Annotated in this window: 22 protein-coding genes; 17 read left to right on the forward strand and 5 right to left on the reverse strand. The window is 69.5% G+C overall.

Annotated features, from left to right (window positions below; genetic code table 11):
- The first annotated feature begins 115 nt into the window (after positions 1-115).
- The 8 genes from ABT115_RS29710 to ABT115_RS29745 all read left to right on the forward strand — a co-directional run bounded on the left by ABT115_RS29710 (position 116) and on the right by ABT115_RS29745 (position 7,023).
- Positions 116-760: an HAD family hydrolase gene (locus ABT115_RS29710; RefSeq protein WP_351796244.1), complete on the forward strand. Its 645-nt coding sequence runs from the start codon at positions 116-118 to the stop codon at positions 758-760.
- Positions 761-802: 42 nt separating this feature from the next.
- The gene (locus tag ABT115_RS29715; RefSeq protein ID WP_351796247.1) at positions 803-2,008 is read left to right on the forward strand and encodes an MFS transporter; all 1,206 of its coding nucleotides are present in this window, start codon (positions 803-805) and stop codon (positions 2,006-2,008) included.
- On the forward strand, positions 1,977-3,149 hold the full coding sequence (locus tag ABT115_RS29720; protein ID WP_351796250.1) for an acetoin utilization protein AcuC: 1,173 nt from the start codon (positions 1,977-1,979) through the stop codon (positions 3,147-3,149). Before ABT115_RS29715 ends, ABT115_RS29720 begins: the two co-directional genes overlap by 32 nt.
- A 121-nt stretch (positions 3,150-3,270) precedes the next feature.
- Positions 3,271-4,086, forward strand: coding sequence for a phosphatase (locus tag ABT115_RS29725; protein WP_351796253.1), 816 nt, complete (start codon positions 3,271-3,273; stop codon positions 4,084-4,086).
- Positions 4,087-4,214: 128 nt separating this feature from the next.
- Positions 4,215-4,427: a helix-turn-helix domain-containing protein gene (locus tag ABT115_RS29730; RefSeq protein ID WP_014046653.1), complete on the forward strand. Its 213-nt coding sequence runs from the start codon at positions 4,215-4,217 to the stop codon at positions 4,425-4,427.
- Between the two features lie 132 nt (positions 4,428-4,559).
- Positions 4,560-4,658 (forward strand): 30S ribosomal protein bS22, encoded by a 99-nt coding sequence (locus tag ABT115_RS29735; protein WP_003948845.1) that lies wholly within the window; start codon positions 4,560-4,562, stop codon positions 4,656-4,658.
- A 187-nt stretch (positions 4,659-4,845) separates the two neighbouring features.
- Entirely contained in the window at positions 4,846-5,940 is a 1,095-nt protein-coding gene (locus tag ABT115_RS29740; RefSeq protein ID WP_351796256.1) for an NAD-dependent epimerase/dehydratase family protein, read from the forward strand.
- A gap of 15 nt (positions 5,941-5,955) precedes the next feature.
- The gene (locus ABT115_RS29745) at positions 5,956-7,023 is read left to right on the forward strand and encodes a lysophospholipid acyltransferase family protein (RefSeq protein ID WP_351796259.1); all 1,068 of its coding nucleotides are present in this window, start codon (positions 5,956-5,958) and stop codon (positions 7,021-7,023) included.
- Positions 7,024-7,108: 85 nt separating this feature from the next.
- Here the strand turns inward: ABT115_RS29745 and ABT115_RS29750 are convergent, their stop codons facing one another.
- The 3 genes from ABT115_RS29750 to ABT115_RS29760 all read right to left on the reverse strand — a co-directional run bounded on the left by ABT115_RS29750 (position 7,109) and on the right by ABT115_RS29760 (position 10,612).
- Positions 7,109-8,296, reverse strand: a complete 1,188-nt coding sequence (locus tag ABT115_RS29750; RefSeq protein WP_351796262.1) for a DUF5667 domain-containing protein — start codon at positions 8,294-8,296, stop codon at positions 7,109-7,111.
- Positions 8,297-8,519: 223 nt separating this feature from the next.
- A complete protein-coding gene (locus ABT115_RS29755; RefSeq protein WP_351796265.1) occupies positions 8,520-9,296 on the reverse strand; it encodes an ECF subfamily RNA polymerase sigma factor, BldN family in 777 nt (258 codons plus the stop codon).
- 362 nt (positions 9,297-9,658) lie between these two features.
- Positions 9,659-10,612 carry an HAD family hydrolase gene (locus tag ABT115_RS29760; protein ID WP_351796268.1) on the reverse strand — a complete coding sequence of 318 codons (954 nt, stop codon included), beginning with the start codon at positions 10,610-10,612 and terminating at the stop codon, positions 9,659-9,661.
- A 180-nt stretch (positions 10,613-10,792) separates the two neighbouring features.
- Between ABT115_RS29760 and ABT115_RS29765 the strand changes: the two genes are divergently transcribed.
- From ABT115_RS29765 to hemB, 6 genes are all read left to right on the forward strand, one after another.
- A complete protein-coding gene (locus tag ABT115_RS29765) occupies positions 10,793-11,068 on the forward strand; it encodes a glutaredoxin family protein (protein WP_351796270.1) in 276 nt (91 codons plus the stop codon).
- 272 nt (positions 11,069-11,340) lie between these two features.
- On the forward strand, positions 11,341-12,108 hold the full coding sequence (locus ABT115_RS29770) for a redox-sensing transcriptional repressor Rex (protein WP_351796273.1): 768 nt from the start codon (positions 11,341-11,343) through the stop codon (positions 12,106-12,108).
- Complete coding sequence (locus tag ABT115_RS29775) at positions 12,105-13,601, forward strand: glutamyl-tRNA reductase (RefSeq protein ID WP_351796276.1); 1,497 nt, start codon at positions 12,105-12,107, stop codon at positions 13,599-13,601. Before ABT115_RS29770 ends, ABT115_RS29775 begins: the two co-directional genes overlap by 4 nt.
- The gene (hemC, locus tag ABT115_RS29780; RefSeq protein WP_351796279.1) at positions 13,598-14,584 is read left to right on the forward strand and encodes a hydroxymethylbilane synthase; all 987 of its coding nucleotides are present in this window, start codon (positions 13,598-13,600) and stop codon (positions 14,582-14,584) included. The genes ABT115_RS29775 and hemC overlap by 4 nt, the downstream gene beginning before the upstream one ends.
- On the forward strand, positions 14,581-16,251 hold the full coding sequence (locus tag ABT115_RS29785) for a bifunctional uroporphyrinogen-III C-methyltransferase/uroporphyrinogen-III synthase (protein WP_351796282.1): 1,671 nt from the start codon (positions 14,581-14,583) through the stop codon (positions 16,249-16,251). Before hemC ends, ABT115_RS29785 begins: the two co-directional genes overlap by 4 nt.
- Positions 16,252-16,364: 113 nt before the next feature.
- Positions 16,365-17,363 (forward strand): porphobilinogen synthase, encoded by a 999-nt coding sequence (hemB, locus tag ABT115_RS29790; protein WP_351796285.1) that lies wholly within the window; start codon positions 16,365-16,367, stop codon positions 17,361-17,363.
- Between the two features lie 33 nt (positions 17,364-17,396).
- Here hemB and ABT115_RS29795 read toward each other — a convergent pair whose 3' ends face one another.
- Both ABT115_RS29795 and ABT115_RS29800 read right to left on the reverse strand, forming a co-directional pair.
- A complete protein-coding gene (locus ABT115_RS29795) occupies positions 17,397-17,870 on the reverse strand; it encodes a hypothetical protein (protein WP_351796288.1) in 474 nt (157 codons plus the stop codon).
- A 145-nt stretch (positions 17,871-18,015) separates the two neighbouring features.
- Entirely contained in the window at positions 18,016-18,801 is a 786-nt protein-coding gene (locus tag ABT115_RS29800; RefSeq protein ID WP_351796291.1) for a DUF4253 domain-containing protein, read from the reverse strand.
- Positions 18,802-19,113: 312 nt separating this feature from the next.
- Here ABT115_RS29800 and ABT115_RS29805 point away from each other — a divergent pair, with 312 nt between their 5' ends.
- The 3 genes from ABT115_RS29805 (at position 19,114) to ABT115_RS29815 (ending at position 22,585) form a co-directional block, all read left to right on the forward strand.
- Positions 19,114-20,358 carry a Clp protease N-terminal domain-containing protein gene (locus tag ABT115_RS29805; protein ID WP_351796294.1) on the forward strand — a complete coding sequence of 415 codons (1,245 nt, stop codon included), beginning with the start codon at positions 19,114-19,116 and terminating at the stop codon, positions 20,356-20,358.
- Between the two features lie 75 nt (positions 20,359-20,433).
- A complete protein-coding gene (locus tag ABT115_RS29810; protein ID WP_351796297.1) occupies positions 20,434-21,927 on the forward strand; it encodes a histidine kinase in 1,494 nt (497 codons plus the stop codon).
- A gap of 4 nt (positions 21,928-21,931) precedes the next feature.
- Entirely contained in the window at positions 21,932-22,585 is a 654-nt protein-coding gene (locus tag ABT115_RS29815; protein ID WP_351796300.1) for a response regulator, read from the forward strand.
- Positions 22,586-22,709 lie beyond the last annotated feature (124 nt).

Below are 22,709 nucleotides of genomic sequence, written 5' to 3' on the forward strand. Positions count from 1 at the left end.
TACTGCAGGGGGGACCCTGTGGGAGAGTAGGACGCCGCCGGACTCCTTTTACGGGAAAGCCCCGTGCCCTTGTGGCACGGGGCTTTCCTGCGTTCTGAGCGTCTAGGCTCGAACCATGCGCTACGAACTGGTCATCTTCGACAACGACGGTGTGCTCGTGGACAGCGAGCCGATCTCCAACACGATCCTGGCCGAGTACCTCACGGAGCTCGGTCACCCCACCTCGTACCAGGAGTGTGTTCGCGACTACATGGGGGCTGACGTGCACCGGGTGCACGGTCTAGTCGAGGAGAGGACCGGGGAGAAGCTGCCCGCGGACTTCGACGAGACGCTTGACTCGCGGGTCGTCGCTGCGTTCCAGCAGGAGTTGGAGCCGGTGGCGGGTGTCGACGATGTGCTGGGGAAGCTTGTCGCCGACGGGGTGGCCTACTGTGTCGTGTCCTCCAGCCGCCATGAGCGGATCAGAGCCGGGCACTGCAAGACCGGGCTCGACCAGTGGTTCGAGGAGGAGTGGATCTTCAGCGCGGAGGATGTGGGGCAGGGAAAGCCGGCGCCCGATCTGTTCCTGCGCGCCGCCGAGCGGATGGGCGTACCTCCCGAGCGGTGCGTTGTCATCGAGGACAGTCCGCTCGGAGCGGCGGCGGCCAGAGCCGCGGGGATGGATGTGTACGGCTTTACGTCGATGATGCCGGCGGACCGGCTCGCCGGGGTGACCGGGCACTTCTCCGACATGAGTCAACTGCGGGAAATGCTCGCCTGATCCATCTACCCATGGGTAGAGACTGGCCCTACGCTCGCGGCCATGACAGATGCTCGTTTGCGGCACGGCAGGGCCTCCCTCGCGCTGAGCTTCTTCGTGCAGGGAGTCACCTTTGCTCTGCTCGTGACGCGGATTCCCGCCATCCAGGACCGGTACGGGATATCCGACGGGCTGTTGCCGGTGTTCCTGGCGGCGGTGCCGATCCTGGCCGGGGCGGGCAGCGTGGTCACCGAGAAGGTGGTCGCGCGGGTGCGGCCCGGGGTCGTACTGAGGTGGGCGCAGCCTGTCGTGCTGCTCGCGCTGCTCGGTGTCGGGGTCGGGAGTGCGTTGTGGGAGGCGGCACTGGCGCTCGTTGTGTTCGGGTCTGCCGTCGGGGCGCTCGATGCCTCCATGAACATGATGGGGGTCAGTCTTCAGCGGGCGTACGGGCGTTCCATCATGCTCGGGTTCCATGCCGCGTACAGCCTGGGTGGGATCGCCGGGGCGTCCATGGCGTGGGCCGGGGCGCACTGGGATCTGTTGCTGCTGGTTTCGTACCTGCCGGCGGTTGTCGTGCTACTGCCTGTCGCGTTCATCGGGAGCCGGTGGTACGTCGACGGTTCGTTGGTGGAGGAGGGCCCGGGGGAGGGGCAGGGGAAGGGGGCCGCCTCGGTCTCCTTCAGGTTGCTGATGCCGCTCTGTCTGGTGATGGGCTTCGCGTACATCGGGGACTCGACAGTCTCCAACTGGAGTGCCAAGTATCTGCAGGACGTGCTGGGGAGCTCGGAGCAGCTGTCGACCGTTCCGTACAACGTATACATGGTGACGACGTTGCTGGGGCGGGCCGTCGGGGACTTCGGGGTGCGGCGGTTCGGGGCTGTGGCCGTGGTGCGGTTCGGGAGTGTGCTGGCTGCTGCCGGGTTCGGTGTGGTGGCGGTGGCCGATGGGGCGTGGGTCGGGATGCTCGGGTTCACACTGCTGGGGTTCGGGTTGTGTGTGATCGTGCCGCAGACGTTCGCCGCTGCCGGGCGGATGTTCCCGGGGGCGAGTGATACGGCCATCGCGCGGCTGAATGTCTTCAACTACGTGGGATTCCTGGTGGGGTCGCCGCTGGTGGGGGCGCTCGGGGACGCCTGGAGCTATCGGGGGGCGATGCTTGTGCCGATGGTGTTGGTGCTTGCGACGCTCGTGTACGCCAGGTCGTTCGGCGAGGAGCCTGCCCGATACGGTGGCGGGCATGAGCGGCCGCACACAGCTGATGTGGGATGACGCAGTAACGGGATACGACTTCGGGGAAAGTCATCCGATGGATCCCGTCAGACTCGTCCTGACGATGGGGCTGGTGCGGGCGTTCGGGCTGGACGGTGCGGTGGATGTGGTGGCGGCCAAGCCCGTCGGGGAGTCCACGCTGCGGCTGGTGCACCGCGAGGACTATGTGGCCGCCGTGCGCGCCGCCTCGGTGGATCCGAAGCACGCCGACCAGAACTACGGTCTCGGGACGGTGGACGATCCCGCTTTCGCGGGGATGCACGAGGTGTCGGCGCTGATCGCCGGGCAGTCGGTGGCGGCGGCCGAGGCGGTTTGGCGCGGCGACACCGCGCATGCCGTGAACTTCGCGGGCGGGCTGCACCACGCCATGCCGGGTGGTGCGGCGGGGTTCTGCATCTACAACGATCCGGCGATCGCGATCGCGCGGCTTCTGGAGCTGGGTGCCGAGCGGGTCGCGTACATCGATGTGGATGTGCACCACGGGGACGGGGTGCAGGCGGCCTTCTGGGAGGATCCGCGGGTCTTGACCGTGTCGCTGCACGAGCACCCGCGCACGCTTTTCCCGCAGACGGGCTGGCCGGAAGAGACCGGCTCCGGGGTGGGTAAGGGCAGTGCCGTGAATGTGGCGCTGCCGGCCGGTACGGGGGACGCGGGGTGGCTGCGGGCGTTTCATGCGGTGGTGCCGGAACTGCTGGCGGACTTCCGGCCGCAGGTACTGGTGAGCCAGCACGGGGCCGATACGCATTTCGAGGATCCCCTCGCTCATTTCGCGGTGTCGCTGGACGCGCAGCGGGCGGTGATGGCGGCCTGTCACGATCTCGCCCATGAGTGCGCGGAGGGCGGGCGCTGGGTGGCGCTGGGCGGAGGCGGCTACGCGGTTGTCGATGTGGTGCCGCGGTCCTGGACGCATCTGGTGGGGATCGCCGCGCATGCGCCGGTGGAGCCGGAGTCGGTGATTCCGTCCTCGTGGCGGGACGAGGTCTATGCCCGGACGCGGCAGCTGGGGCCGGCCCGGATGACGGACGGGCGTACTCCTTCCTGGAAGTCGTGGGAGGAGGGGTACGACCCCGCGGATCGGCTGGATCAGGCGGTGTTGGCGACCAGGCGGGCGGCGTTTCCGTTGCGGGGGCTGCTGAGCTGAGGCGGGCGGTGCGGTCGTGGTGTGGCCGATTCCGTTCGGTGGCGGGGAATGGTTGCGCTAACTGTGGGGCGTAGCTGGGCTTCTGACCCCCCGTCCGGGTGATTGGGGGAGCATCGGTGGGGTGTTGAGCACCGGAGCGCTGCGTGCGCATCTGCTGGCAGCCCGGCTGGCCGGGCCTGTGGCCACATCGAGGGAAGTGAGTCTGCGGAGCTACCGGCTCTTCGCGGCCCGTGACCCGCGGGCGATGCTCGGCCTCGACCCCGAATGGGGCTGGAAAGAGCCCGATCTTCTTCGTCTCATGGCCGACAAGTGCGGGGTTTCGGATGATCCTGCTCACGTCTCGGGCCCTGATGTGATCGATCCGGAGCGGACTCTGGCAGGTCTGGATGCCTTTGCCGCGCGGCTGTCGTGTGCCGCGGTCCGGCGGGCGCCGGTGCTGTTCGGGACCGGTCATCCGCACCGGCTGCTCGGTTTCTACGCAGAGCTGGCAGACGCCATGTCGGCGGCAGGGTGCCCCGTACTCACTCCCGCGCAGGGGCGATGTATCGACATAACGACCCGATTCGGGGTACGCACGTACAGCCTCGGCTACGTACGAGGTGTCGCGATGGTGCGCGAACCCGGCGTGCGGACTCCCGGTGGTGACACCGGCGCACATACCCATTCACCGTTGCCGGTCCGGGTCGCTCTGGAGGCGGTCGCGGAAGGTTGCGGACAGCTGCCGGAGCTGGTCATCGGGGACCACGGATGGGTCTGCGGGGCAGGTCAGCTGGGCATCGAGGCGATCGGTCTTGCGGATACGGACGATCCGGCGCTGTTCGTCGGGGAGGCCGAGGGGCGGGTGTCGGTCGCCGTTCCGCTCGACGACGCCGTACGGTCCGCCTACTACAGGCCGCTCACTCGCTATGTACTCAATCGGGCGTGTCTGTCACAGTAGGCGGCCGATCGTCTCTCCTCTTCCCCACTCGCATCACGCGCACCTAATCTGGGGAGTGAGCGCACAACGACGAAGAGTTACCGGAGGGGAAGCCGGTGCGCGTCTCGTGCGGAAGGTACAGGTGGGTCATGGCTGCTGGCAGCGAGAGGCCTCTCAACGAGGTCAAGTTTCTGACTGTGGCGGAAGTCGCCTCGGTCATGAGGGTGTCGAAGATGACCGTGTACCGTTTGGTGCACAGTGGTCATCTGCCGGCGATCCGGGTGGGGAGGTCCTTCCGGGTTCCGGAGCAAGCGGTTCACGAGTATCTCCGCGAGTCCTTTGTGGGGGTTGAGTCCGCCTGAGAGGTCACCCGACAGCCTCTGAGGTTCACCTCGGATTACGCCCCTCACGCGGTGGCGGGTAGGCTAGGCCGACGTAGGTCGTGTGGGCCCAGACGCCCCGCACCAGTGAAGAAGAAGTGAGCGAGGGTAGTCGTGGGCTCTGTTATCAAGAAGCGGCGCAAGCGGATGGCCAAGAAGAAGCACCGCAAGCTGCTCAAGCGCACGCGCGTTCAGCGTCGCAACAAGAAGTAAGCGCACGCAGTTCGTGAATCCGCAGCCCTTCCGCCGAGACGGCGGGAGGGCTGCGGCGCGTTGTGGGCGGCACGTACGCGCATTTGGGCCAAAGACTTGTCAGAAGGCCGCCGCGCGGTCATCGCAGGGCAACATCCACCCGCTACGGTGACGGCCAGGGGAAACCTTTCGACGGAAGGCGCTGATCTTGGGGAAGGTCGTGCTGGTCACGGGAGCGGCCCGGCAGCTGGGCAGCCGTTTCGTGTGGCGCATTCAGCGGGATCCGGAAGTGGACCGGGTGATCGCCGTCGACGCAGTCGCGCCCGGACATCAGTTGGGCGACGCCGACTTCGTCCGTGCAGACATTCGCCAGCCCGCGATCGCCAGAGTTCTCGCCGAGCACTCCGTCGACACGGTCGTTCATCTGGACGTCTCCGCCAAGGCGGTCGGTACGGGTGGCCGGACGACGGTCAAGGAGACCAACGTCATCGGCACGATGCAGTTGCTCGGCGCCTGCCAGAAGGCACCGAGCGTGCGGCGGCTGGTGATCAAGTCCAGTACGAATGTGTATGGCTCCGCGCCCCGCGATCCTGCGGTCTTCACCGAGACCACGCCGCCCAAGTCCCTGCCGAGCGGGGGTTTCGCCAAGGACGTGGTGGAGGTCGAGGGGTACGTACGGGGCTTCGCGCGCCGTCGGCCGGACGTCGCCGTGTGCGTGCTCAGGTTCGCGAACATCCTGGGGCCAAAGGCGGATTCGCCGCTCGCCGACTATCTGTCGCTGCCTGTACTGCCGACGGTGTTCGGATACGACCCGAGGCTCCAGTTCGTGCACGAGGACGATGTCGTCGACGTACTGGGAATCGCCTCGCGCGAGCCGAGACGCGGGACGCTGAACAGCGGCACCTTCAACATCGCCGGGGACGGCGTGCTGCTGCTCTCGCAGTGCTCACGGCGGCTGGGGCGGCCGACGATGCCGCTGCTGCTGCCCGCCGTCACCTGGGTCGGACAGGCGCTGCGTACGGTCGGCATGACGGACTTCTCGCCGGAACAGATCCGGCTGCTCACGCACGGCCGGGTGGTCTCCACCGTCCAGATGCGCGAGACCCTGGGTTTCCACCCGCGGTTCAGTACCGCGGAGACGTTCGCGGAGTTCGCGCGCAGCCAGGGGCCGGGACTGCTACCGCCGGAGGCGGTGGGCAGGGCGGTCGACCGACTGGCCGCCATGCCGTTCGCCGGGGCGGCCGGCGATGTTCCGGGGATCACCGGGGCGGGCGACACGCACCCGACCCCCAGCGCGAGGTAGAGGAGCGCATCGACGATGGCGGATGCCAAGGTCATTCCGTTCGACGACGACCGTTCGCGGTCGGGCGGTTCACCGCGCTCTGCGCGACGCCGGTCCGCAGGGAGCGCCGCCCGGGGCCAAGGGCCCTCGGCGGCCTCTGTGGTCGGGACCGCGGCCGTCAGCGCCCTTCCGGGGCAGCAGGACGCCTCGCTGCCGCAGGAGGAGCCCCAACCGGCCGGGCAGCCCCTGGAGGGGGCCGAGCGCGGTGGCTGGGAGCGGCGGATCGCCGGCGGACTCGCGTTCCTGCGGCGGCGGGTCACCGGTGAGTACGACGTCGACGAGTTCGGGTACGACAAGGAGTTGACCGATCAGGTCCTGATGTCGATGCTGCGGCCGATGTACGAGAAGTACTTCAGGGTCGAGGTGAAGGGCATCGAGAACATTCCGTCCGACGGCGGGGCGCTCATCGTGTCCAACCACTCGGGGACGTTGCCGCTCGACGGGCTGATGCTCCAGGTCGCCGTGCACGACAACCATCCGGCGGGGCGGCATCTTCGCTTGCTCGCCGCCGACCTCGTCTTCGTGCTGCCGGTGGTCAACGAGCTTGTCCGCAAGGCCGGGCACACGCTGGCCTGTGCGGAGGACGCGGAGCGGCTGCTGCGGCGGGGCGAGGTCGTCGGGGTGATGCCGGAGGGCTTCAAGGGCATCGGCAAGCCGTTCGGCGAGCGGTACAAGCTGCAGCGCTTCGGGCGTGGCGGCTTTGTGTCCACGGCGCTGAGGGCTGGAGTGCCGATCATTCCGTGCTCGATCGTGGGGGCGGAGGAGATCTACCCGATGATCGGCAACTCGAAGACGCTGGCGCGGCTGCTGGGGGTTCCGTACTTCCCGATCACGCCGACGTTTCCCTGGCTGGGGCCGCTCGGGGCGGTGCCGTTGCCGACGAAGTGGACGATTCAGTTCGGGGAGCCGATTTCCACCAGCGGGTATCCGGTGGAGGCGGCGGAGGATCCGATGCTGATGTTCAATCTGACGGATCAGGTGCGGGAGCAGATTCAGCACACGCTGTACAAATTGTTGGTGCAGCGGAGGTCGGTGTTCTTCTGAGGGGCGCTTTAGGGCGTGTTGGGCGTTTTGTCCTCAATCACCGGACGGGGCTGGAGCGCCCGTCCGGTGATTGCCGGTCACGGCATTAGTCGTTCAGGTCCTCGCCGTTGATTCCCAGGCCAGGGAGCAGGCCGGGGAGGAGCGGGGGCAGGGTTACGTCCGGGGTGGGCGGGGGGCTGACGCGGCCGTCGGTGGACGGCTTGGTGTCCGGGGGCGGGGTGCCGAGAAGGCCGCCCGTGCCGCCGCTGATCAGGCCGTCGGGCGGGGTGCTACCAGAGTCGGACGGGTGGGGCGGGGCGCTGCCCGTGCGGCCTTGTGAGGCTTCCGGTGACGAGGGCGAAGACTGGTCCGTAGGGGACGCTCCTGTGCCTTGCTCCGCTTCCCCCGACTCCTGCGAACCGCTGCTCCTGTCCTGGGTGCGGGGCAGCAGCGATTGCAGCGGTCCGACCTCTTCGTCTATGGCGTCGAAGACCGAGCTGACCTGGTCGCCGACATCGGTCAGCTGTACGGGCAGCCGGTCGCGCAGGCTGCTCCAGCTGTCGCGGTGCGAGCGGGAAAAGGACTCCAGGGTCTGCATCGGGCCGATGGCGCCGTCCCGCTGGTAGGCGGTGTGGAGCAGGCGGTGGCCCTCGGTGGCGTCGTGCGTCATGCCGTTGAGCGTGCGCCTGACCTCGCCGAGCTGTTCATGGTCCAGATCGCCGGAGCGGGCGCGCTCCATCAGTCGGCGGGCTTCGCTGAGCCGGGTGGATGCCTGGTCGAGATAGGCCTCGCCGCGGTCGGCATCACCGCTGGCCATGCCGAGGTGGATGTCCTCCATGCCGCGCTTGAGCCCGTACAGCGAATCACCCGGCAGGGCGTCGGAACTGGCAGCGGCCACTCCGCCGAAGGCTCCCGCCGCCACACCGACGGTGAGTCCCCCGGCCGCGAGGCCCTTCGTCCAGCGCGAGCGCGGACGCAATTTCCGGAACGGGGAGGCCCGGTGGGCCCCCTTGGCCCGCTGTTCGGGCACCGTAGGGCCCGCGGACACACCGCCCTCGGCGAACATGGCCTCCATGGCGGCGACGAGCTGGGCTCGTTGCGCCACTTTGACTTCGGGATCCAGCTCCGGTTTCGGCAGCTCACCGAGGCCGTTCGCCAGGGCCAACAGCGGTCCGTGGGCGGCCGGTTCGGCCGGTTCCTCGGGCTGTACGGCCGCCGCACCGCGGAGCGACTGCTCCTCCAGGGCCTGGGCGAAGGCGTTCGCCCGCCGGTGTGCCGAAACGTTTGCAATCACTGGCGGCACCTCCTCTCGTCATGACGGTCGACTCCCCTGGGGTCCGGAAGGTTGCACACCTTGAGCGCTTCCACACGAAAGAGTGAGTGTCGGCGGACATGGGGTGACGACAGGGGGCCTGCAACCGGCACAACGAGGGGCGCGGCACTTGGGTTACGCACGAAAGATGATCGGACCAGTGCGCGATGAACATATCGCCGAGTGCAATTCGGGCGGGGTGGGGTCAGCGGGCATCGTCCGGAAGGAGCCGGGCCAGGGTGCGGACAGCGCGGTACTGGAGGGTCTTGATCGCCCCCTCGTTCTTGCCCATGACCCGGGCGGTCTCGGCGACCGAGAGGCCCTGCAGGAAACGCAGGGTCACGCACTCCTGCTGCTGGGGGTTGAGTCGCCGCACGGCCTGCAGCAGTGCGGCGTTGGAGAGGGACTCCAGGACGGAGTCCTCCGGGCTGCGCTCGACCTCGTTGGCGTCGAGCATTTCGCCGGTGGTCACCTCCAGCCGGAAGCGGCTGGACTTGAAGTGGTCGGCGACCAGGTTGCGGGCGATCGTGACCAGCCAGGCACCGAAGTCGCGGCCCTGCCAGGTGAACGTGGAGATGCGGCGCAGGGCGCGCAGGAAGGTCTCACTGGTGAGGTCCTCCGCCGTCGCCTTGCCGCCCACGCGGTAATAGATGTAGCGGTAGACGGTGTCGCTGTACTGGTCGTAGAGGCGGCCGAAGGCGTCGGCCTCGCCGGCCTGTGCGCGCTCGACGAGATCCATCATGCGCGCGCTGTCGCTGTCGGCGGCGGGCCGGCGAACGGTGGATGTAGTAGTTGCGCCGCGGTTGCCGCGTCTTCCGACCGCCGCACCGCGTTCGGCCAGGGCGTAGCAAGGGCCGACAGGTGCAGGGGTGGCAAATGCGGGTACGGCGTACGCGGTGGGGACGAAGCCGCGTAAGCGGTCGGCGACCGTTGCGCGCAGCGTAGCCAGGCCCGAGGCGTCAACCCCGACGTGTGGGTACACGGGACTCCCAGAGGCAGAGCTTCCATCACGTGCAGTGCGAAACCGTCACTCGTCGTAGTGAGTGGTGGGCTCCGGAATGCGTCTGAGGAGAATAACGCTTCGTACAGGCAGTGCTACACCCAGTTGCTCAAATCATCGATTACGTCGTTTCTGTAGCGACTAATCGATGCATCAAGTAGCACATCGTGACCGGTTATTGATCGGAATACTTCGCGATCTGCCTGCGGGTGCGACGGGTTGTGGCCGGGCGCGAGCAGTCCGACTGGCGGGAGCGGTCGTAAGGTTTCCCGATCGGCGGCAGGCGTTCGGGCGTGGCTCGGCAACCCCCGGCCGGATCGGGCGGGGGCGCGGGCGGGTGTGCGTCAGCGGCGGCGGCGGTGCAGGGCGACGGCGGCCGCGGTGCCGCCCGCGAGGGCGCCGACACCGGCCGCGGCCGGGATGCCGACCTTGGCCGCCTTGCGGCCCGTCCGGTAGTCCCGCAGCCGCCAGTCGAGCGCGCGGGCGTGTTTGCGGAGCTTGGCGTCCGGGTTGATCGCATACGGGTGTCCGACCAGGGACAGCATCGGGATGTCGTTGTGCGAATCGCTGTACGCCGCACAGCGGTCGAGGTCCAGGCTCTCGGCCGCAGCCAGCGCGCGGACCGCCTCGGCCTTCGCGGGGCCGTGCAGCGGCTCGCCGACCAGGCGGCCGGTGTAGACGCCGTCGACGGATTCGGCGACCGTGCCGAGCGCACCGGTCAGGCCGAGACGGCGGGCGATGATCGTGGCGGTCTCCACCGGGGCGGCGGTGACCAGCCAGACTCGTTGTCCGGCGTCGAGGTGGGCCTGGGCGAGGGCGCGGGTGCCGGGCCAGATGCGGTCGGCCATGTACTCGTCGTAGATCTCCTCGCCGATGGACATCAGCTCGGAGACGCGGTGGCCCTTGACGATGGACAGGGCGCTGTCGCGGGCGTCCTGCATGTGTTCCGGGTCCTCGACGCCGGCCAGTCTGAACCAGGCCTGCTGCCAGGCGAACCTGGTCAGCTCGCGGCGCTGGAAGAACTTCCGCTTGTACAGGCCGCGGCCGAGGTGGAAGATCGCCGCGCCCTGCATCACGGTGTTGTCCAGGTCGAAGAAGGCGGCGGCCCGGTCGTCGCCTACGACGGGGAAGGGGGGTTCCTCGGCCTCGACGAGGGCAGAGGTGTCCCGGTCGGTGGCGGAGGACTGATCGTCGGGGAGGGAGGACTTCCGCGCTGCCTCAGCTGCTGCCTCGCCTGCCAGCACGCTCCGTGCTGTCGCGGGGCGCCTACGGGGTGTGAGCCATCCAAGTGCGGCCATGTCGTGAGCATAGCCAGTTGGTCCGGCTCTTCCCGACCTGCCGGGATGCCGTGCCGTGAACTCTCGGCTACTGATTTGTTGAACGGGTGATTCGGGACGTATCGGATCAAGGGGGAAGTGGTCCCCTTCCGGCTCGCAGCGGCGGTCTTCTTCCGGCTTCTTCCGGCGCAGAATGAAGGCATGAGTGCCCTGCTGCGACGTACGAAGAAGAAGCCCACGGACCGGGTGGTGACCCTGGTCGGGAAGCCCGGATGTCACCTCTGCGACGACGCGAGGGCGGTGGTGCGGGAGGTCTGTGCGCAGACCGGTGCGTCCTGGGAGGAGAAGGACATCACCCAGGACGAGGAGCTGCATCGGGAGTACTGGGAGCAGATCCCGGTTGTCCTGATTGATAACGAACAGCACACGTTCTGGCGGGTGGACCCGGTAAGGCTGCGCAACGCACTGCGTTCGTGAGGAAATCGCGGTTACCATCATGGGCGTTTTGAGTGTTCTCGGGGGAGCGGTTGTGAGGAGTGTGTACAGCTTTGCCCCCTTCGGGCCCGCAACGGGTTGATGCGATCCTTGGTTCCGAGATCGCGCGACGAATGTGCGTGACCCCGGTCACTTTGACCGGACAAAACGGACACTATCTTTGTGCACGTGTTCACAAAGGCATAGCCTGCATTCGACGGGGCGGCCCTGGGACATACGGCCGCCTGCAGCCCCGCTCATCCCGCAGGAGCACCGTGGCAACTGGCCGAAATCACCGACCGGCGACCCGTAGCCGAGGAATTCCCGAGGCCACTGTCGCCCGACTTCCGCTGTATCTACGCGCACTGACCGCGCTCTCCGAGCGCTCGGTCCCCACGGTCTCGTCCGAGGAGCTCGCGGCGGCGGCGGGGGTCAACTCTGCCAAGTTGCGCAAGGACTTCAGCTACCTGGGGTCCTACGGGACGCGTGGTGTCGGGTACGACGTCGAGTATCTCGTCTACCAGATCTCCCGCGAACTCGGGCTCACCCAGGACTGGCCGGTCGTGATCGTCGGTATCGGTAACCTCGGCGCCGCGCTCGCCAACTACGGCGGCTTCGCCTCCCGTGGTTTCCGGATTGCCGCACTGATCGACGCCGACCCCGCGATGGCCGGAACGCCCGTCGCCGGGATTCCCGTGCAGCACGCCGACGAACTGGAGCAGATCGTCGGCGACAACGGCGTGTCGATCGGTGTCATCTCGACCCCGGCCGGTGCCGCTCAGCAGGTCTGCGACCGGCTCGTCGCCGCAGGCGTCACCTCCATCCTGAACTTCGCGCCGACGGTGCTGTCCGTGCCCGACGGCGTCGACGTCCGCAAGGTCGATCTCTCCATCGAGCTTCAGATCCTCGCCTTCCACGAGCAGCGCAAGTCCGGCGAGGATGCCACCGGGAGCAGCCCGGAGCCGGCCGCACCGTCCGTGCGTGCCGTCACCTCCGGCCGGAAGGGACCTGACGGGGACATGCCCGCCGTGATGCCGGCATGAGTCTTCTTGTCGTAGGACTGAGCCACCGCAGCGCCCCCGTCTCCGTACTGGAGCGGGCCTCGCTGGCTGCCGAGACGCAGGCCAAGCTGCTCCAGGACACCCTCGCCGCGGAGCCCGCGGCCGAGGCCGCCGTGCTGGCCACCTGCAACCGCATCGAGCTGTACGCCGACGTGGACAAGTTCCACGCGGGCGTTGCCGAGCTGTCCACGCTCCTTGCCCTGCACAGCGGCGTCGGGCTGGACGAGCTCACTCCGTATCTCTATGTGCACTACGAGGACCGGGCCGTCCACCACCTCTTCTCGGTGGCCTGCGGTCTGGACTCGATGGTCGTCGGCGAGGGCCAGATCCTCGGCCAGATCAAGGACGCGCTGGCGCTGGGGCAGGGGCTCCACACCGCCGGCCGGCTGCTGAACGACCTGTTCCAGCAGGCTCTGCGGGTCGGCAAGCGCGCCCACAGCGAGACCGGGATCGACCGGGCCGGGCAGTCGCTCGTCACCTTCGGTCTCGAACAGCTCGCGGCCGGTGCGGATGTCGCCGACTGGGCCAGGGGCAAGCGTGCCCTGGTGATCGGCGCCGGCTCGATGTCCTCGCTGGCCGCCGCCACGCTGGCCCGTACCGGTGTCGCCGAGATCGTCGTCGCCAACCGGACCCGGGCCCGTGCCGACCGGCTCGTCGAGATCCTGGGCCAGCCCGGCGGTACGGGAGTGGCCGCTCACGCCGTGGAGATGGCCGCGGTCCCCGACGAACTGACACGCGCCGATGTCGTCGTCTCGTGCACCGGAGCGACGGGTCTCGTGCTGACCGCCGAGGCCGTCGCCGGAGCGCTCGGCCTGGCCTTCGACCCCGCGTACGCGGCCCCCGCCGCGACCGTCCCCGTGCCGCCCGCCGACCCCGACCGGCACGCCGCGGGGGAGGTGGAGAAGGGCACCGCCGGTACGGCGCGCCAGGCCGTCCGTCGGGCCACCGTGCCCGCCCAGGGCGCCGGCCCCGTCCGCCTCGCTCTGCTCGACCTCGCCATGCCACGCGACATCGACGGAGCCACCGCCCGCCTCGACGGCGTGCGCCTCGTCGACATCGAGTCGCTCGCCGAGGCGTCCGCGGACGCCCCGATGGCCGCAGATGTGGATCAGGTGCGCACCATCGTCGCCGACGAGGTCGCTGCCTTCGGTACGGCCCAGCGCGCCGCCCACATCACTCCGACCGTCGTCGCCCTGCGCACCATGGCCGCCGGTGTGGTGGCCGGCGAGATCGCGCGGCTCGACGGACGCCTCCCCGACCTGGACGACAAGCAGCGCGCCGAGATCACGCAGACCGTGCGCCGCGTCGTCGACAAGCTCCTGCACGCGCCCACCGTGCGGGTCAAGCAGCTCGCCAGCGAGCCCGGCGGCGCCGGGTACGCCGATGCGCTGCGGGAACTCTTCGACCTCGACCCGCAGACGGTCGCCGCCGTCTCCCGGGCAGACCTGAACGACCCGAATCGAGGGCGGTCATGACCGACAACTCACCCCTGGGCGTGGGGGCCACCAAGCCGCTGAGGCTGGGGACCCGGCGCAGCAAGCTCGCCATGGCGCAGTCCGGCCTCGTCGCCGACGCGGTCAGCGAGGTGACCGGGCGCGCCGTCGAGCTTGTCGAGATCACCACGTACGGCGACACCTCCCGGGAACACCTCGCGCAGATCGGCGGCACCGGCGTGTTCGTCGCCGCGCTGCGCGACGCGCTGCTGCGCGGTGAGGTGGACTTCGCCGTCCACTCGCTCAAGGATCTGCCGACCACCCAGACCGAGGGCCTCGTGCTGGCCGCCGTACCGGTGCGCGAGGACCCGCGCGACGTACTGGTGGCGCGGGACGGGCTGACCTTGGAGCAGTTGCCGTCCGGTGCCCGCATCGGCACCGGCTCGCCGCGCCGAATGGCGCAGCTCAACGCGTACGCCCGTAACCACGGCCTCGACTTCGAGACCGTGCCGATCCGGGGGAACGTCGATACGCGTATCGGATTTGTACGAAGCGGGGAGCTCGACGCGGTGATACTCGCCGCGGCCGGGATCAGCCGCCTCGGCCGGACCGGTGAGGTGACCGACTTCCTGTCGGCCGACACCGTCCTGCCTGCTCCCGGCCAGGGAGCACTGGCGATCGAATGCGCTGCGACCAGCGCAGACCTCGCCGCCGCGCTCGCCGAGCTCGACGACCCGTACACCCGGGCCGCCGTGACCGCCGAGCGTGCCCTGCTCGCCGCTCTGGAGGCCGGTTGCTCCGCACCTGTGGGTGCACTGGCCGACCTCCTGGTCGACGGACAGGCTGTCAACGAACTGCGCCTGCGCGGTGTCGTCGGTTCCACCGACGGTTCCTCGCTGGTACAGATGTCCATCACCGGTCCCGTTCCCACGTCGCACGACGACGCGGCGGCCCTCGGTCGCGAACTCGCGGCCGCGATGCTCGCCAAGGGCGCGGCCGGTCTTATGGGGGAGCGAGCACTTTGAGCCCCACCGGCCCCACTGCATCCGACTTTCCGGCCCTGTCCGCACAAGGGCACGTCACCTTCCTCGGCGCTGGTCCCGGCGACCCGGGACTGCTGACTCTGCGCGCTGTCGAGGCGCTCGCGAGCGCGGACGTCCTTGTCGCCGAGCCGGACGTTCTCGGCGTCGTTCGCTGCCATGCGCGGGCAGGCGTAAGCACGCCTGAGCTGACGGTTGTTGACGCGCAGTCAGCAGCCGCCGGTGTCCCCGTTCTCAGGGATGCGGCCAATCTTGTCATGGAGGCAGCCAGGGGCGGCAGGCGGGTCGTCCGTGCTCTTTCCGGCGACCCGGGACTGGACGGGAGCGCCGGCGCCGAGATGCTCGCCTGCGCCAACGCGGGTATCCCCTTCGAAGTCGTGCCGGGTGTCGCCAACGTTGTGGGCGTGCCCGCGTACGCCGGTGTGCCGCTGCGTGACGCGCAGGGCGCCGACGTCCGGTTCGTCGACGCCCGTACCGCCTCGGATCGTTGCTGGGCCGAGGTCGGCGCGAGCGATGCCACGGCCGTCATCTCGACGACCCTCGACTCGGTGGCCGCGGCCGCCGCCGAGCTGGTCTCGGCGGGCCGCAAGCCCGACACCCCGCTGACCGTGACGGTGGCCGGTACGACCACCCGCCAGCGCACCTGGACTGCGACCCTCGGGACGATTGCCCAGGTCCTGAAGCAGGCGAAGGTCCTCCCGTCGCCGGACGGGCACCAGCCCGTCATAGCCGTGGTCGGTGAGCACAGCTCCGCTGCCCAGCGCGACCAGCTCGCGTGGTTCGAGTCCAAGCCGCTCTTCGGCTGGAAGGTGCTCGTCCCGCGTACCAAGGAGCAGGCGGCGTCGCTCTCCGACCAGCTTCGTTCGTACGGTGCCGTGCCGCACGAGGTCCCGACGATCGCCGTCGAGCCGCCTCGTACGCCCCAGCAGATGGAGCGCGCGGTCAAGGGCCTGGTCACGGGCCGCTACGAGTGGATCGCCTTCACCAGTGTCAACGCCGTGAAGGCCGTCCGGGAGAAGTTCGAGGAGTACGGGCTCGACGCCCGTGCCTTTGCCGGGATCAAGGTCGCGGCCGTCGGTGAACAGACCGCCGCCGCGCTTGTCGACTTCGGTGTGAAGCCGGACCTGATGCCGTCCGGTGAGCAGTCCGCCGCCGGTCTGCTGGAGGACTGGCCGCCGTACGACCCGGTCTTCGACCCGATCGACCGCGTCTTCCTGCCGCGCGCCGACATCGCCACCGAGACGCTGGTGGCCGGACTGATCGAGCTGGGCTGGGAGGTCGACGACGTCACCGCGTATCGCACGGTCCGCGCCTCGCCGCCGCCCGCCGACACGCGTGAGGCCATCAAGGGCGGCGGCTTCGACGCGGTGCTCTTCACCTCGTCGTCGACCGTACGGAACCTCGTCGGCATCGCGGGCAAGCCGCACAACGTGACGGTCATCGCGTGTATCGGCCCGGCGACGGCGAAGACCGCCGAGGAGCACGGCCTGCGCGTCGACGTCCTGTCGCCGGAGCCTTCGGTGCACAAGCTGGCCGAGGCCCTCGCCGAGTTCGGTTCGCAGCGCCGGGAGGTGGCGAAGGCGGCCGGTGACCCGGTGACGCGGCCGAGCGAGCGGCGTCCGGGGGCGCGGCGGCGTCGTACGACGACCTGACCGGCCGGGTCGACTGTGACAGGGGTCCGGCTGCTTCGGCGGCCGGGCCCCTGTCCGCTTTCCCGGCACAGGTGTCGGTAAGACGGTGATGTGCACGGGTCTAATCTCGAAGGATGACTGTGTACGGAAACTTCCCCGGCTCCCGCCCCCGACGGCTGCGGACGACCCCGGCGATGCGGCGCATGGTTGCCGAGACACGGCTCGACCCGGCGAATCTGATCCTGCCCGCGTTCGTACGCGAGGGCATCGACCGGCCCGTTGCCATCTCGGCCATGCCCGGCGTTCAGCAGCACACCCTGGACACCCTGCGGAAGGCCGCCGTCGAGGCGGTGTCGGCCGGGGTCTCGGGGATCATGCTCTTCGGTGTTCCCGCGGACGAGAAGAAGGACGCCCGGGGCACGGCGGGCACCGACCCGGACGGCATCCTCCAGGTCGGTCTGCGCGCGGTGCGGGAGGAGGTCGGTGACGATCTCGTCGTCATGTCGGACCTGTGTCTGGACGAGTACACCGACCACGGCCACTGCGGTGTCCTGACCGCCGACGGCCGCGTCGACAACGACGCGACGCTGGAGCGGTACGCCGAGATGGCCCAGGTGCAGGCCGACGCGGGCGCCCATGTGGTCGGCCCCAGCGGCATGATGGACGGCCAGGTCGGCGTCGTCCGTGACGCGCTGGACCAGACGGGCCACGAGGACGTCTCGATCCTCGCCTACACGGCGAAGTACTCGTCGGCGTTCTACGGGCCGTTCCGCGAGGCCGTCGGCTCCTCGCTCAAGGGCGACCGCAAGACGTACCAGCAGGACCCCGCGAACGCCCGCGAGTCCCTGCGCGAGCTGGCGCTCGACCTCGAAGAGGGTGCCGACATGGTCATGGTCAAGCCGGCCGGACCGTACCTCGACATCCTCGCGAAGGTCGCCGACTCGGTTGATGTGCCGGTCGCCGCGTACCAGATCAGCGGTGAGTACTCGATGATCGAGGCCGCAGCCGAGAAGGGCTGGATCGACCGGGACGCGGCGATCATGGAGAGCCTGACCGGGATCCGGCGGGCCGGGGCGCAGATGATCCTGACGTACTGGGCGACGGAGGCCGCGCAGCGGCTGGGGCGCGGGTAGGGCTCGCCGACGGGGCGTCTTGGTGACGCCCCGCTATCGCGGTCGCATCAGTGACAGGCCCTCGCCCCGTGCCTCCGGGGATGGGGCGGGGCGGCGGGTCACACGACAGCGCTTGTCGGCTGCTTTGAGCAGCAGTTGAGCCCTGGCGTGCGGGCGAATGTTCACGAGATTCGGCGGCACGGCGACGCGTCGGCCTCCCGTCCGGGCGCGGTCGCACCGGCCAGGGCCTGACGCAGCGCGGTCTCGCCCGGCACGCCGGACACAGTGCCGTCGGCGTCCCGGTACAGGCGGCACGACAGGCTCGGCACCGCGCCGGGCGGCGCGAACGTCGGTGCCGTTGATCAGGATCGTCGGCGACCCGTGCATGCCCCGCTGGGCGGCCTCGGTCTCATTGGTCACCTCTACCAGTTCCACCCTCGCGTCCCGGCCGTCCAGCGCGGCAGTGACGCGCTCCAGCGCGGGCTGTGCGTTCGGGCAGTCCGCCACCGTCAGCACCGTGATCCTCATTCGCCCTGTCCTCCCAGGCAACCGTTCTTCTTCTGCACCCGACGCTAGACCTTCCAGCGCACTGGACGGTCAAGGGCCGGCCTGAAGGCATGCGCATCGCCGACCCCGCTGGTGGGCGGCCGACCGAGAACATGAGTTGCCGTACTCAGTCCCACCAGAACGACCATGCCTCCTGGTCCAGCAGGGCCTTCTCCGCATACGCATCCAGGCTGCTGAGCGTCGACTGGTTGAGGTTGTCCGGGCAGAACGCGAAGTGTTCGGCGGCCAGGGCCCGTGCCTCCTCGATCGTCGTGGGCGGCCGGCCGACCGAGACGATCAGAGTGTCGAAGCCGAGCACCACGATCCGTATGCCGAAGCGGTCCTCCCAGGAACGCAGCACCGCGCAGAGCCGCGCCACGTCGTTCTCGTGGTTGAGCGGGCCCGTCCAGCCGATCGCTGCCGGAATGTCCGCGCTGCGGCGTGCGGGGGCCAGTGCCATCCTCAGCCCGTCCAGCCCTCTCAGATCGGCGAGCTGGTCGGCGATCTCGGCCGCGAGGTCGTCCGGGGCGTCGGGTCCGGCCACGGACCCGGCGGGCGCCAGGCCCGGCCACTTGTTGTCGGCGTCGAGTTCGTCGGGGGCGTACGCCTCCCAGAACTCGCTGAGCACGTCCTCGGCGTCGTGGTCGCCCGGGTACGTCATCCTGGCCGGGGCGAGAGCCCAGGAATCCGGCCAGTGGTCGCGTACGCCGCCGTCCACCAGCACGGGCAGAAGCCCGACTGGCCGCCCCGCGGCGCGCATCGCGGCCCAGGTCCCCGGGGACGCGGGTTCGTCGGCGTACCAGAGCAGCGGCTCGTGCCACGGCTCGTCGATCGTCGCGTCGACCAGATTGCCGGGCGGGAGCTGGAGCCCTGAGGCGGCCAGCGAAGAAAGCGGATTCGGGAGCGTAGCCATGACCGCGACTCTAGAGGCGGCCACTGACAACGCGGGTGGGGCGCGGTCGGCGCCGGGGCGGCGGAGCGGGCGCCGACGGTGAGCAGGGGCGGCTCGGTGTGGAACTCGCACACGACTCCCTGATCACCCGCTGGGAACGGCTGTACCAACTCGCGCGTCCGGAGAGGCTGATCTGTCGGTGTCGCGCCGCGCGGTGTTCTGTGGCCGGTTCGCCGATCGGACGGGGAGTGTGGCCGATCGGCCGACGCGGTGGCGCGGTGGGTACGCCTAGCGTCGTTCAGACCAGGCCACCACGCTTTGAGGGGAACGTCGATGGGGCAGCAAGGGACGACCGGAGCAGCCGACAGCACGGCCATGATCGGGGCGACCACGGAGTTCGAGCCGGACGTCATGGACCTGTTCGTGGAGACACTGCGCCGGGCGGTCAGGCGCGAGTTGTCGTCCGTGGGGACGGACACACTGCTGGGGGAGCTTGTGTCGGGGGACACGGACGCCGGTGAGACGATCGCCCCGGGCATACGGAAGGCCGGTTCGCTCAGCGGGTCGATCGCAGGCAGGGCAGGCCGCGGTTGGGTGAGCGACGATGAGGCACCCAGTGTGCCGGTCGGGGCCGGCACCGGGGAGGAAGCTGATCAGGATGCCGATGAAAGAGAGGTGGATGCCGCCTGGCGCGAGGCACGGTGGCGCGTCGGCTTGGGCTCGCGCGGATCGGCCGTGGACAGCGGCTCGGTGCTGCCCGGGATGAGCGGGGCGTTGCGCGCGTGCCTGTTGCTCGCGCTCAGGTCGGCCCGCGCCGAGGGGTCGGTCTCCGTACGCTGCAGGCATGTGGCCCGTGCCCTGCTGGACCTGCCGGACTCCCGGGCACGGGAAGCCCTGCTGCTGCAGCGGCTGGACGTGGCTGCCGCGTTGAGCGCGCTCGATCGACTGGACGCGAGCGCCGCGGCGGAGACCGAGGGACCGGAATCCCGCGGCGTCACCCTGCTTCGCCGGGCCGGAACGCTGGGCAAGAGCGGTAACCGCCTGACCCGCGCGCTGACTTCATGGACCTCTGGGAGCACCGTGAACGGCTCACCGGTTCTGTTCGCGGTGTCCGTCGAAGCCGCGCGGCAAGCGGTTCGGTGCGGGCGTGCTGCGGTCGAGCCAGTGGATCTTCTGCTGGGGACGCTGGCGCTGGACCGGGCACTGTACGTCTCCGGGCACTCGCTTCCCGCGAGTGCGGCGGACGCCAACTCCGCTTCTGCCCTGATGCGTCGACACGGCGTACGGCAGGTCTCCCTGGTCTCGTCGGCTACGGCGAGCTTGTCCGTTGCCGCGCCCGACAGCGACAGTGTGCGGCCGTCCGCCACCGCCGAGCGGGCCATGGCGAGGGCGCGGCTGTCCGCCGTCGAGCACGGGTCGCCCACGGTCGGTACGGTCCACCTGCTGTCCGCGCTGCTCGACGAGTCGGTGACGGACACGGATGCCGGGGCCGGTGGCGCGGTTGTCGCGCTGCTGGTTGCCGACCAGGTGGACGTGGCCGCGTTGCGGGCAGAGTTGGGCCTCCGGCTGGGCGCATGACACCCGGGCCCGCCGGGCGGCGACCGCCTCGGCTACCGTTCCCCCGAAATACCCGGAGGCGGGGCAAGGAAGATCATGAGTCAGGCGCCCGAGTACACGCAGCTGTCGCGCCCGTCCGTACGACTGAAGCACAGGCTGGCCGGTGTGCCGAGGTGGTTGCGTTGCGAGGCGGTGAAGAGCTGGTCCGCGGTGCGTGCCGCTGAGCGCCGTACGGTCGTCACCGAGGCGCTCCTTAGTGCCCTGGTGGCAGCCGTCGGTCTGATGCCGCTGCTGCTGGCGCCCCCGCATCGGCCGGTGTCGGCCGTTGTGGAGGCGTTGTGGGCGGCGATGCTCGTCCCCACTCGGCGCGGCCGGCCGGTCGCCGCGGTCCTGGGTTCCTCGGTGCTGGTCGTGGGTGACAACGTGTGGACCCTGGCGGTGGCGCCGCTGGTCGTGCTGTCCGCCACCCGTCGTATCGCACCACCGCGGCGTGTGTGGCAGCTCGTCGGGGTGGCCTGCGCCGCTGTCGGTGTCCTGACTCTCGCTCGTGCCCTGGTTCGGCCCGCGGCTCTGCTGCCGGAGCTGGCCGAGAACGCGGTCACGGCGGCGCTGCTGCTTCTTCTTCCGGCTCTGTCCGGCACCCTGCTGGGGCGACGGCGGCCCCTGGTCAGCTTGCTGCGGGAACGCAACGCCTATCTGGAGCAGGCCCGTGTGCTGACCGCCGCGGCGGCCCGGTTGGAGGAACGGACCCGGATCGCGGGAGAGATGCACGATCTCCTGGGACACCGGCTGAGCCTGATCTCGGTGCACGCAGGGGCACTTGAACTCAGCGCCGCGCGGCAGGCACCTGCCTTCGTCGGACAGGCCGAGTTGCTCCGCACGACAGCCGGTACGGCCATGGAGGAACTACGCGAGATCCTCGGTGTCCTGCGGCACGAGGACATGACCGACCCGACGGACAGGACCGGAGAGGAGAGGGGAACGCGTGAGGACATCACCGCCCTCGTGACGGAATCCCGGCAGACAGGCAGCACCGTCGAGTTGGACTGGTCCGTCCCCGACACGGCCGACATGGGTCCGCGTACGCGTCAGGCGATCCACCGGGTGGTCCGCGAAGGGCTGACGAACGTGCTGAAACACGCGTCCGGCGCGCCCACCGCGGTGGTGGTGAGAAGCACGGGCAGAGGTGTCGAAGTGTTCGTCACCAACGAGGCGCCCCGCGCGTCCGGTCACTCCTACGGGGGAAGTCACAGTGGGCTGGCCGGCTGCCAGGAACGGATCTCGTTGCTCGGCGGCACGTTCCAGGCAGGCACCTTGACGAACGGTGGATTCCGCATAGCGGCCTGGCTTCCCACGCACGGGAACGAGCCCCTGGGATCCGCCGCGCTGCAGGAGGCCGCTGCCGCACCCCCTTCGGGACCGGCCCGCCTTCAATCCGACGGCATCGAACAAAGAGGAGCACGGGCCCCGCTGCGGGACGAGATCCTGACCTGGCCCCGAGTCCTGGGATCGGTCTGCCTGGCGCTGATCGTGACCCTGCCCACGGCCGTCTTCCTCATCATGCTGCTGCTCTACGGGGCCCTAAGATGAGCTGATGATCCGAGTCCTGGTCGCCGACGACGAGGCGCTGATGCGCGTGGGAATCCGGCTGATTCTGGAGAACGCCGAGGACATCGAGGTGGTCGCCGAGGCGGGCAACGGTCGTGAGGCCGCCGCAGCATGCCGCGCCCAGGACATTGACGTTGCCCTGCTCGACCTCAAGATGCCGGACAGGGACGGAATCACCACTGCCGAGGACATCGCGCGCCTCTCGCCCCGCACCTTTGTCGTGATGCTGACGGCGTTCGGCGAGGAAGCGAGCGTGACGCGCGCCCTGCGGGCCGGTGCGAGCGGATTCCTCCTCAAGGACACCGGTCCCGCCGAACTGATCCGCGCCGTGCAACTCGCCGCCAGAGGTGAACCGGTACTGGCACCCCGGATCACCCGGCAGCTGCTGGAACGGCACGTGACATCCGCCCGGGACACCGAGGCCGCGCTGCGCCGGACCGAAGAACTGACCCCGGCCGAACAGGGTGTCCTGCAGCTGCTGGGCACGGGCCTGTCCAACGCGGAGATCGCCGATCAGCTGTATCTCAGCGCCGGCACGGTCAAGGCACACATCAGCCGCATCCTCACCCGCACCGGCTGCGCCAACCGCGTACAGGCCGCCGTCCTCGCCCACGACGCCGGGCTGCTCACCGGTCGTTGAGCCGGGCCGACCGTCGCTCGATGAGGCCACTAGGGCGTGTTTCGAAAGTCCCGCCTGCCCCGCGACGCCTGGCACGCACGCTCGCCGCGTTGTCGGGATCGTCCTCGTACGCCCAGTACGAGGA

Origin of the sequence: Streptomyces sp. NPDC001832, assembly GCF_040297265.1 — a bacterium.
Classification (GTDB): Bacteria; Actinomycetota; Actinomycetes; order Streptomycetales; family Streptomycetaceae; genus Streptomyces.

Bases quoted from the DNA above. Each gene is read 5' to 3' on its own strand.
- ABT115_RS29720 (WP_351796250.1), top strand. From the start codon at position 1,977: ATGAGCGGCCGCACACAGCTGATGTGGGATGACGCAGTAACGGGATAC.
- ABT115_RS29805 (WP_351796294.1), top strand. From the start codon at position 19,114: ATGGGGCAGCAAGGGACGACCGGAGCAGCCGACAGCACGGCCATGATC.
- ABT115_RS29815 (WP_351796300.1), top strand. From the start codon at position 21,932: ATGATCCGAGTCCTGGTCGCCGACGACGAGGCGCTGATGCGCGTGGGA.
- hemB (WP_351796285.1), top strand. From the start codon at position 16,365: ATGACTGTGTACGGAAACTTCCCCGGCTCCCGCCCCCGACGGCTGCGG.
- ABT115_RS29760 (WP_351796268.1), bottom strand. From the start codon at position 10,612: ATGGCCGCACTTGGATGGCTCACACCCCGTAGGCGCCCCGCGACAGCA.
- ABT115_RS29795 (WP_351796288.1), bottom strand. From the start codon at position 17,870: ATGAGGATCACGGTGCTGACGGTGGCGGACTGCCCGAACGCACAGCCC.
- ABT115_RS29715 (WP_351796247.1), top strand. From the start codon at position 803: ATGACAGATGCTCGTTTGCGGCACGGCAGGGCCTCCCTCGCGCTGAGC.
- ABT115_RS29745 (WP_351796259.1), top strand. From the start codon at position 5,956: ATGGCGGATGCCAAGGTCATTCCGTTCGACGACGACCGTTCGCGGTCG.
- ABT115_RS29710 (WP_351796244.1), top strand. From the start codon at position 116: ATGCGCTACGAACTGGTCATCTTCGACAACGACGGTGTGCTCGTGGAC.
- ABT115_RS29730 (WP_014046653.1), top strand. From the start codon at position 4,215: ATGGCTGCTGGCAGCGAGAGGCCTCTCAACGAGGTCAAGTTTCTGACT.
- ABT115_RS29810 (WP_351796297.1), top strand. From the start codon at position 20,434: ATGAGTCAGGCGCCCGAGTACACGCAGCTGTCGCGCCCGTCCGTACGA.
- ABT115_RS29800 (WP_351796291.1), bottom strand. From the start codon at position 18,801: ATGGCTACGCTCCCGAATCCGCTTTCTTCGCTGGCCGCCTCAGGGCTC.
- ABT115_RS29765 (WP_351796270.1), top strand. From the start codon at position 10,793: ATGAGTGCCCTGCTGCGACGTACGAAGAAGAAGCCCACGGACCGGGTG.
- hemC (WP_351796279.1), top strand. From the start codon at position 13,598: ATGACCGACAACTCACCCCTGGGCGTGGGGGCCACCAAGCCGCTGAGG.
- ABT115_RS29775 (WP_351796276.1), top strand. From the start codon at position 12,105: ATGAGTCTTCTTGTCGTAGGACTGAGCCACCGCAGCGCCCCCGTCTCC.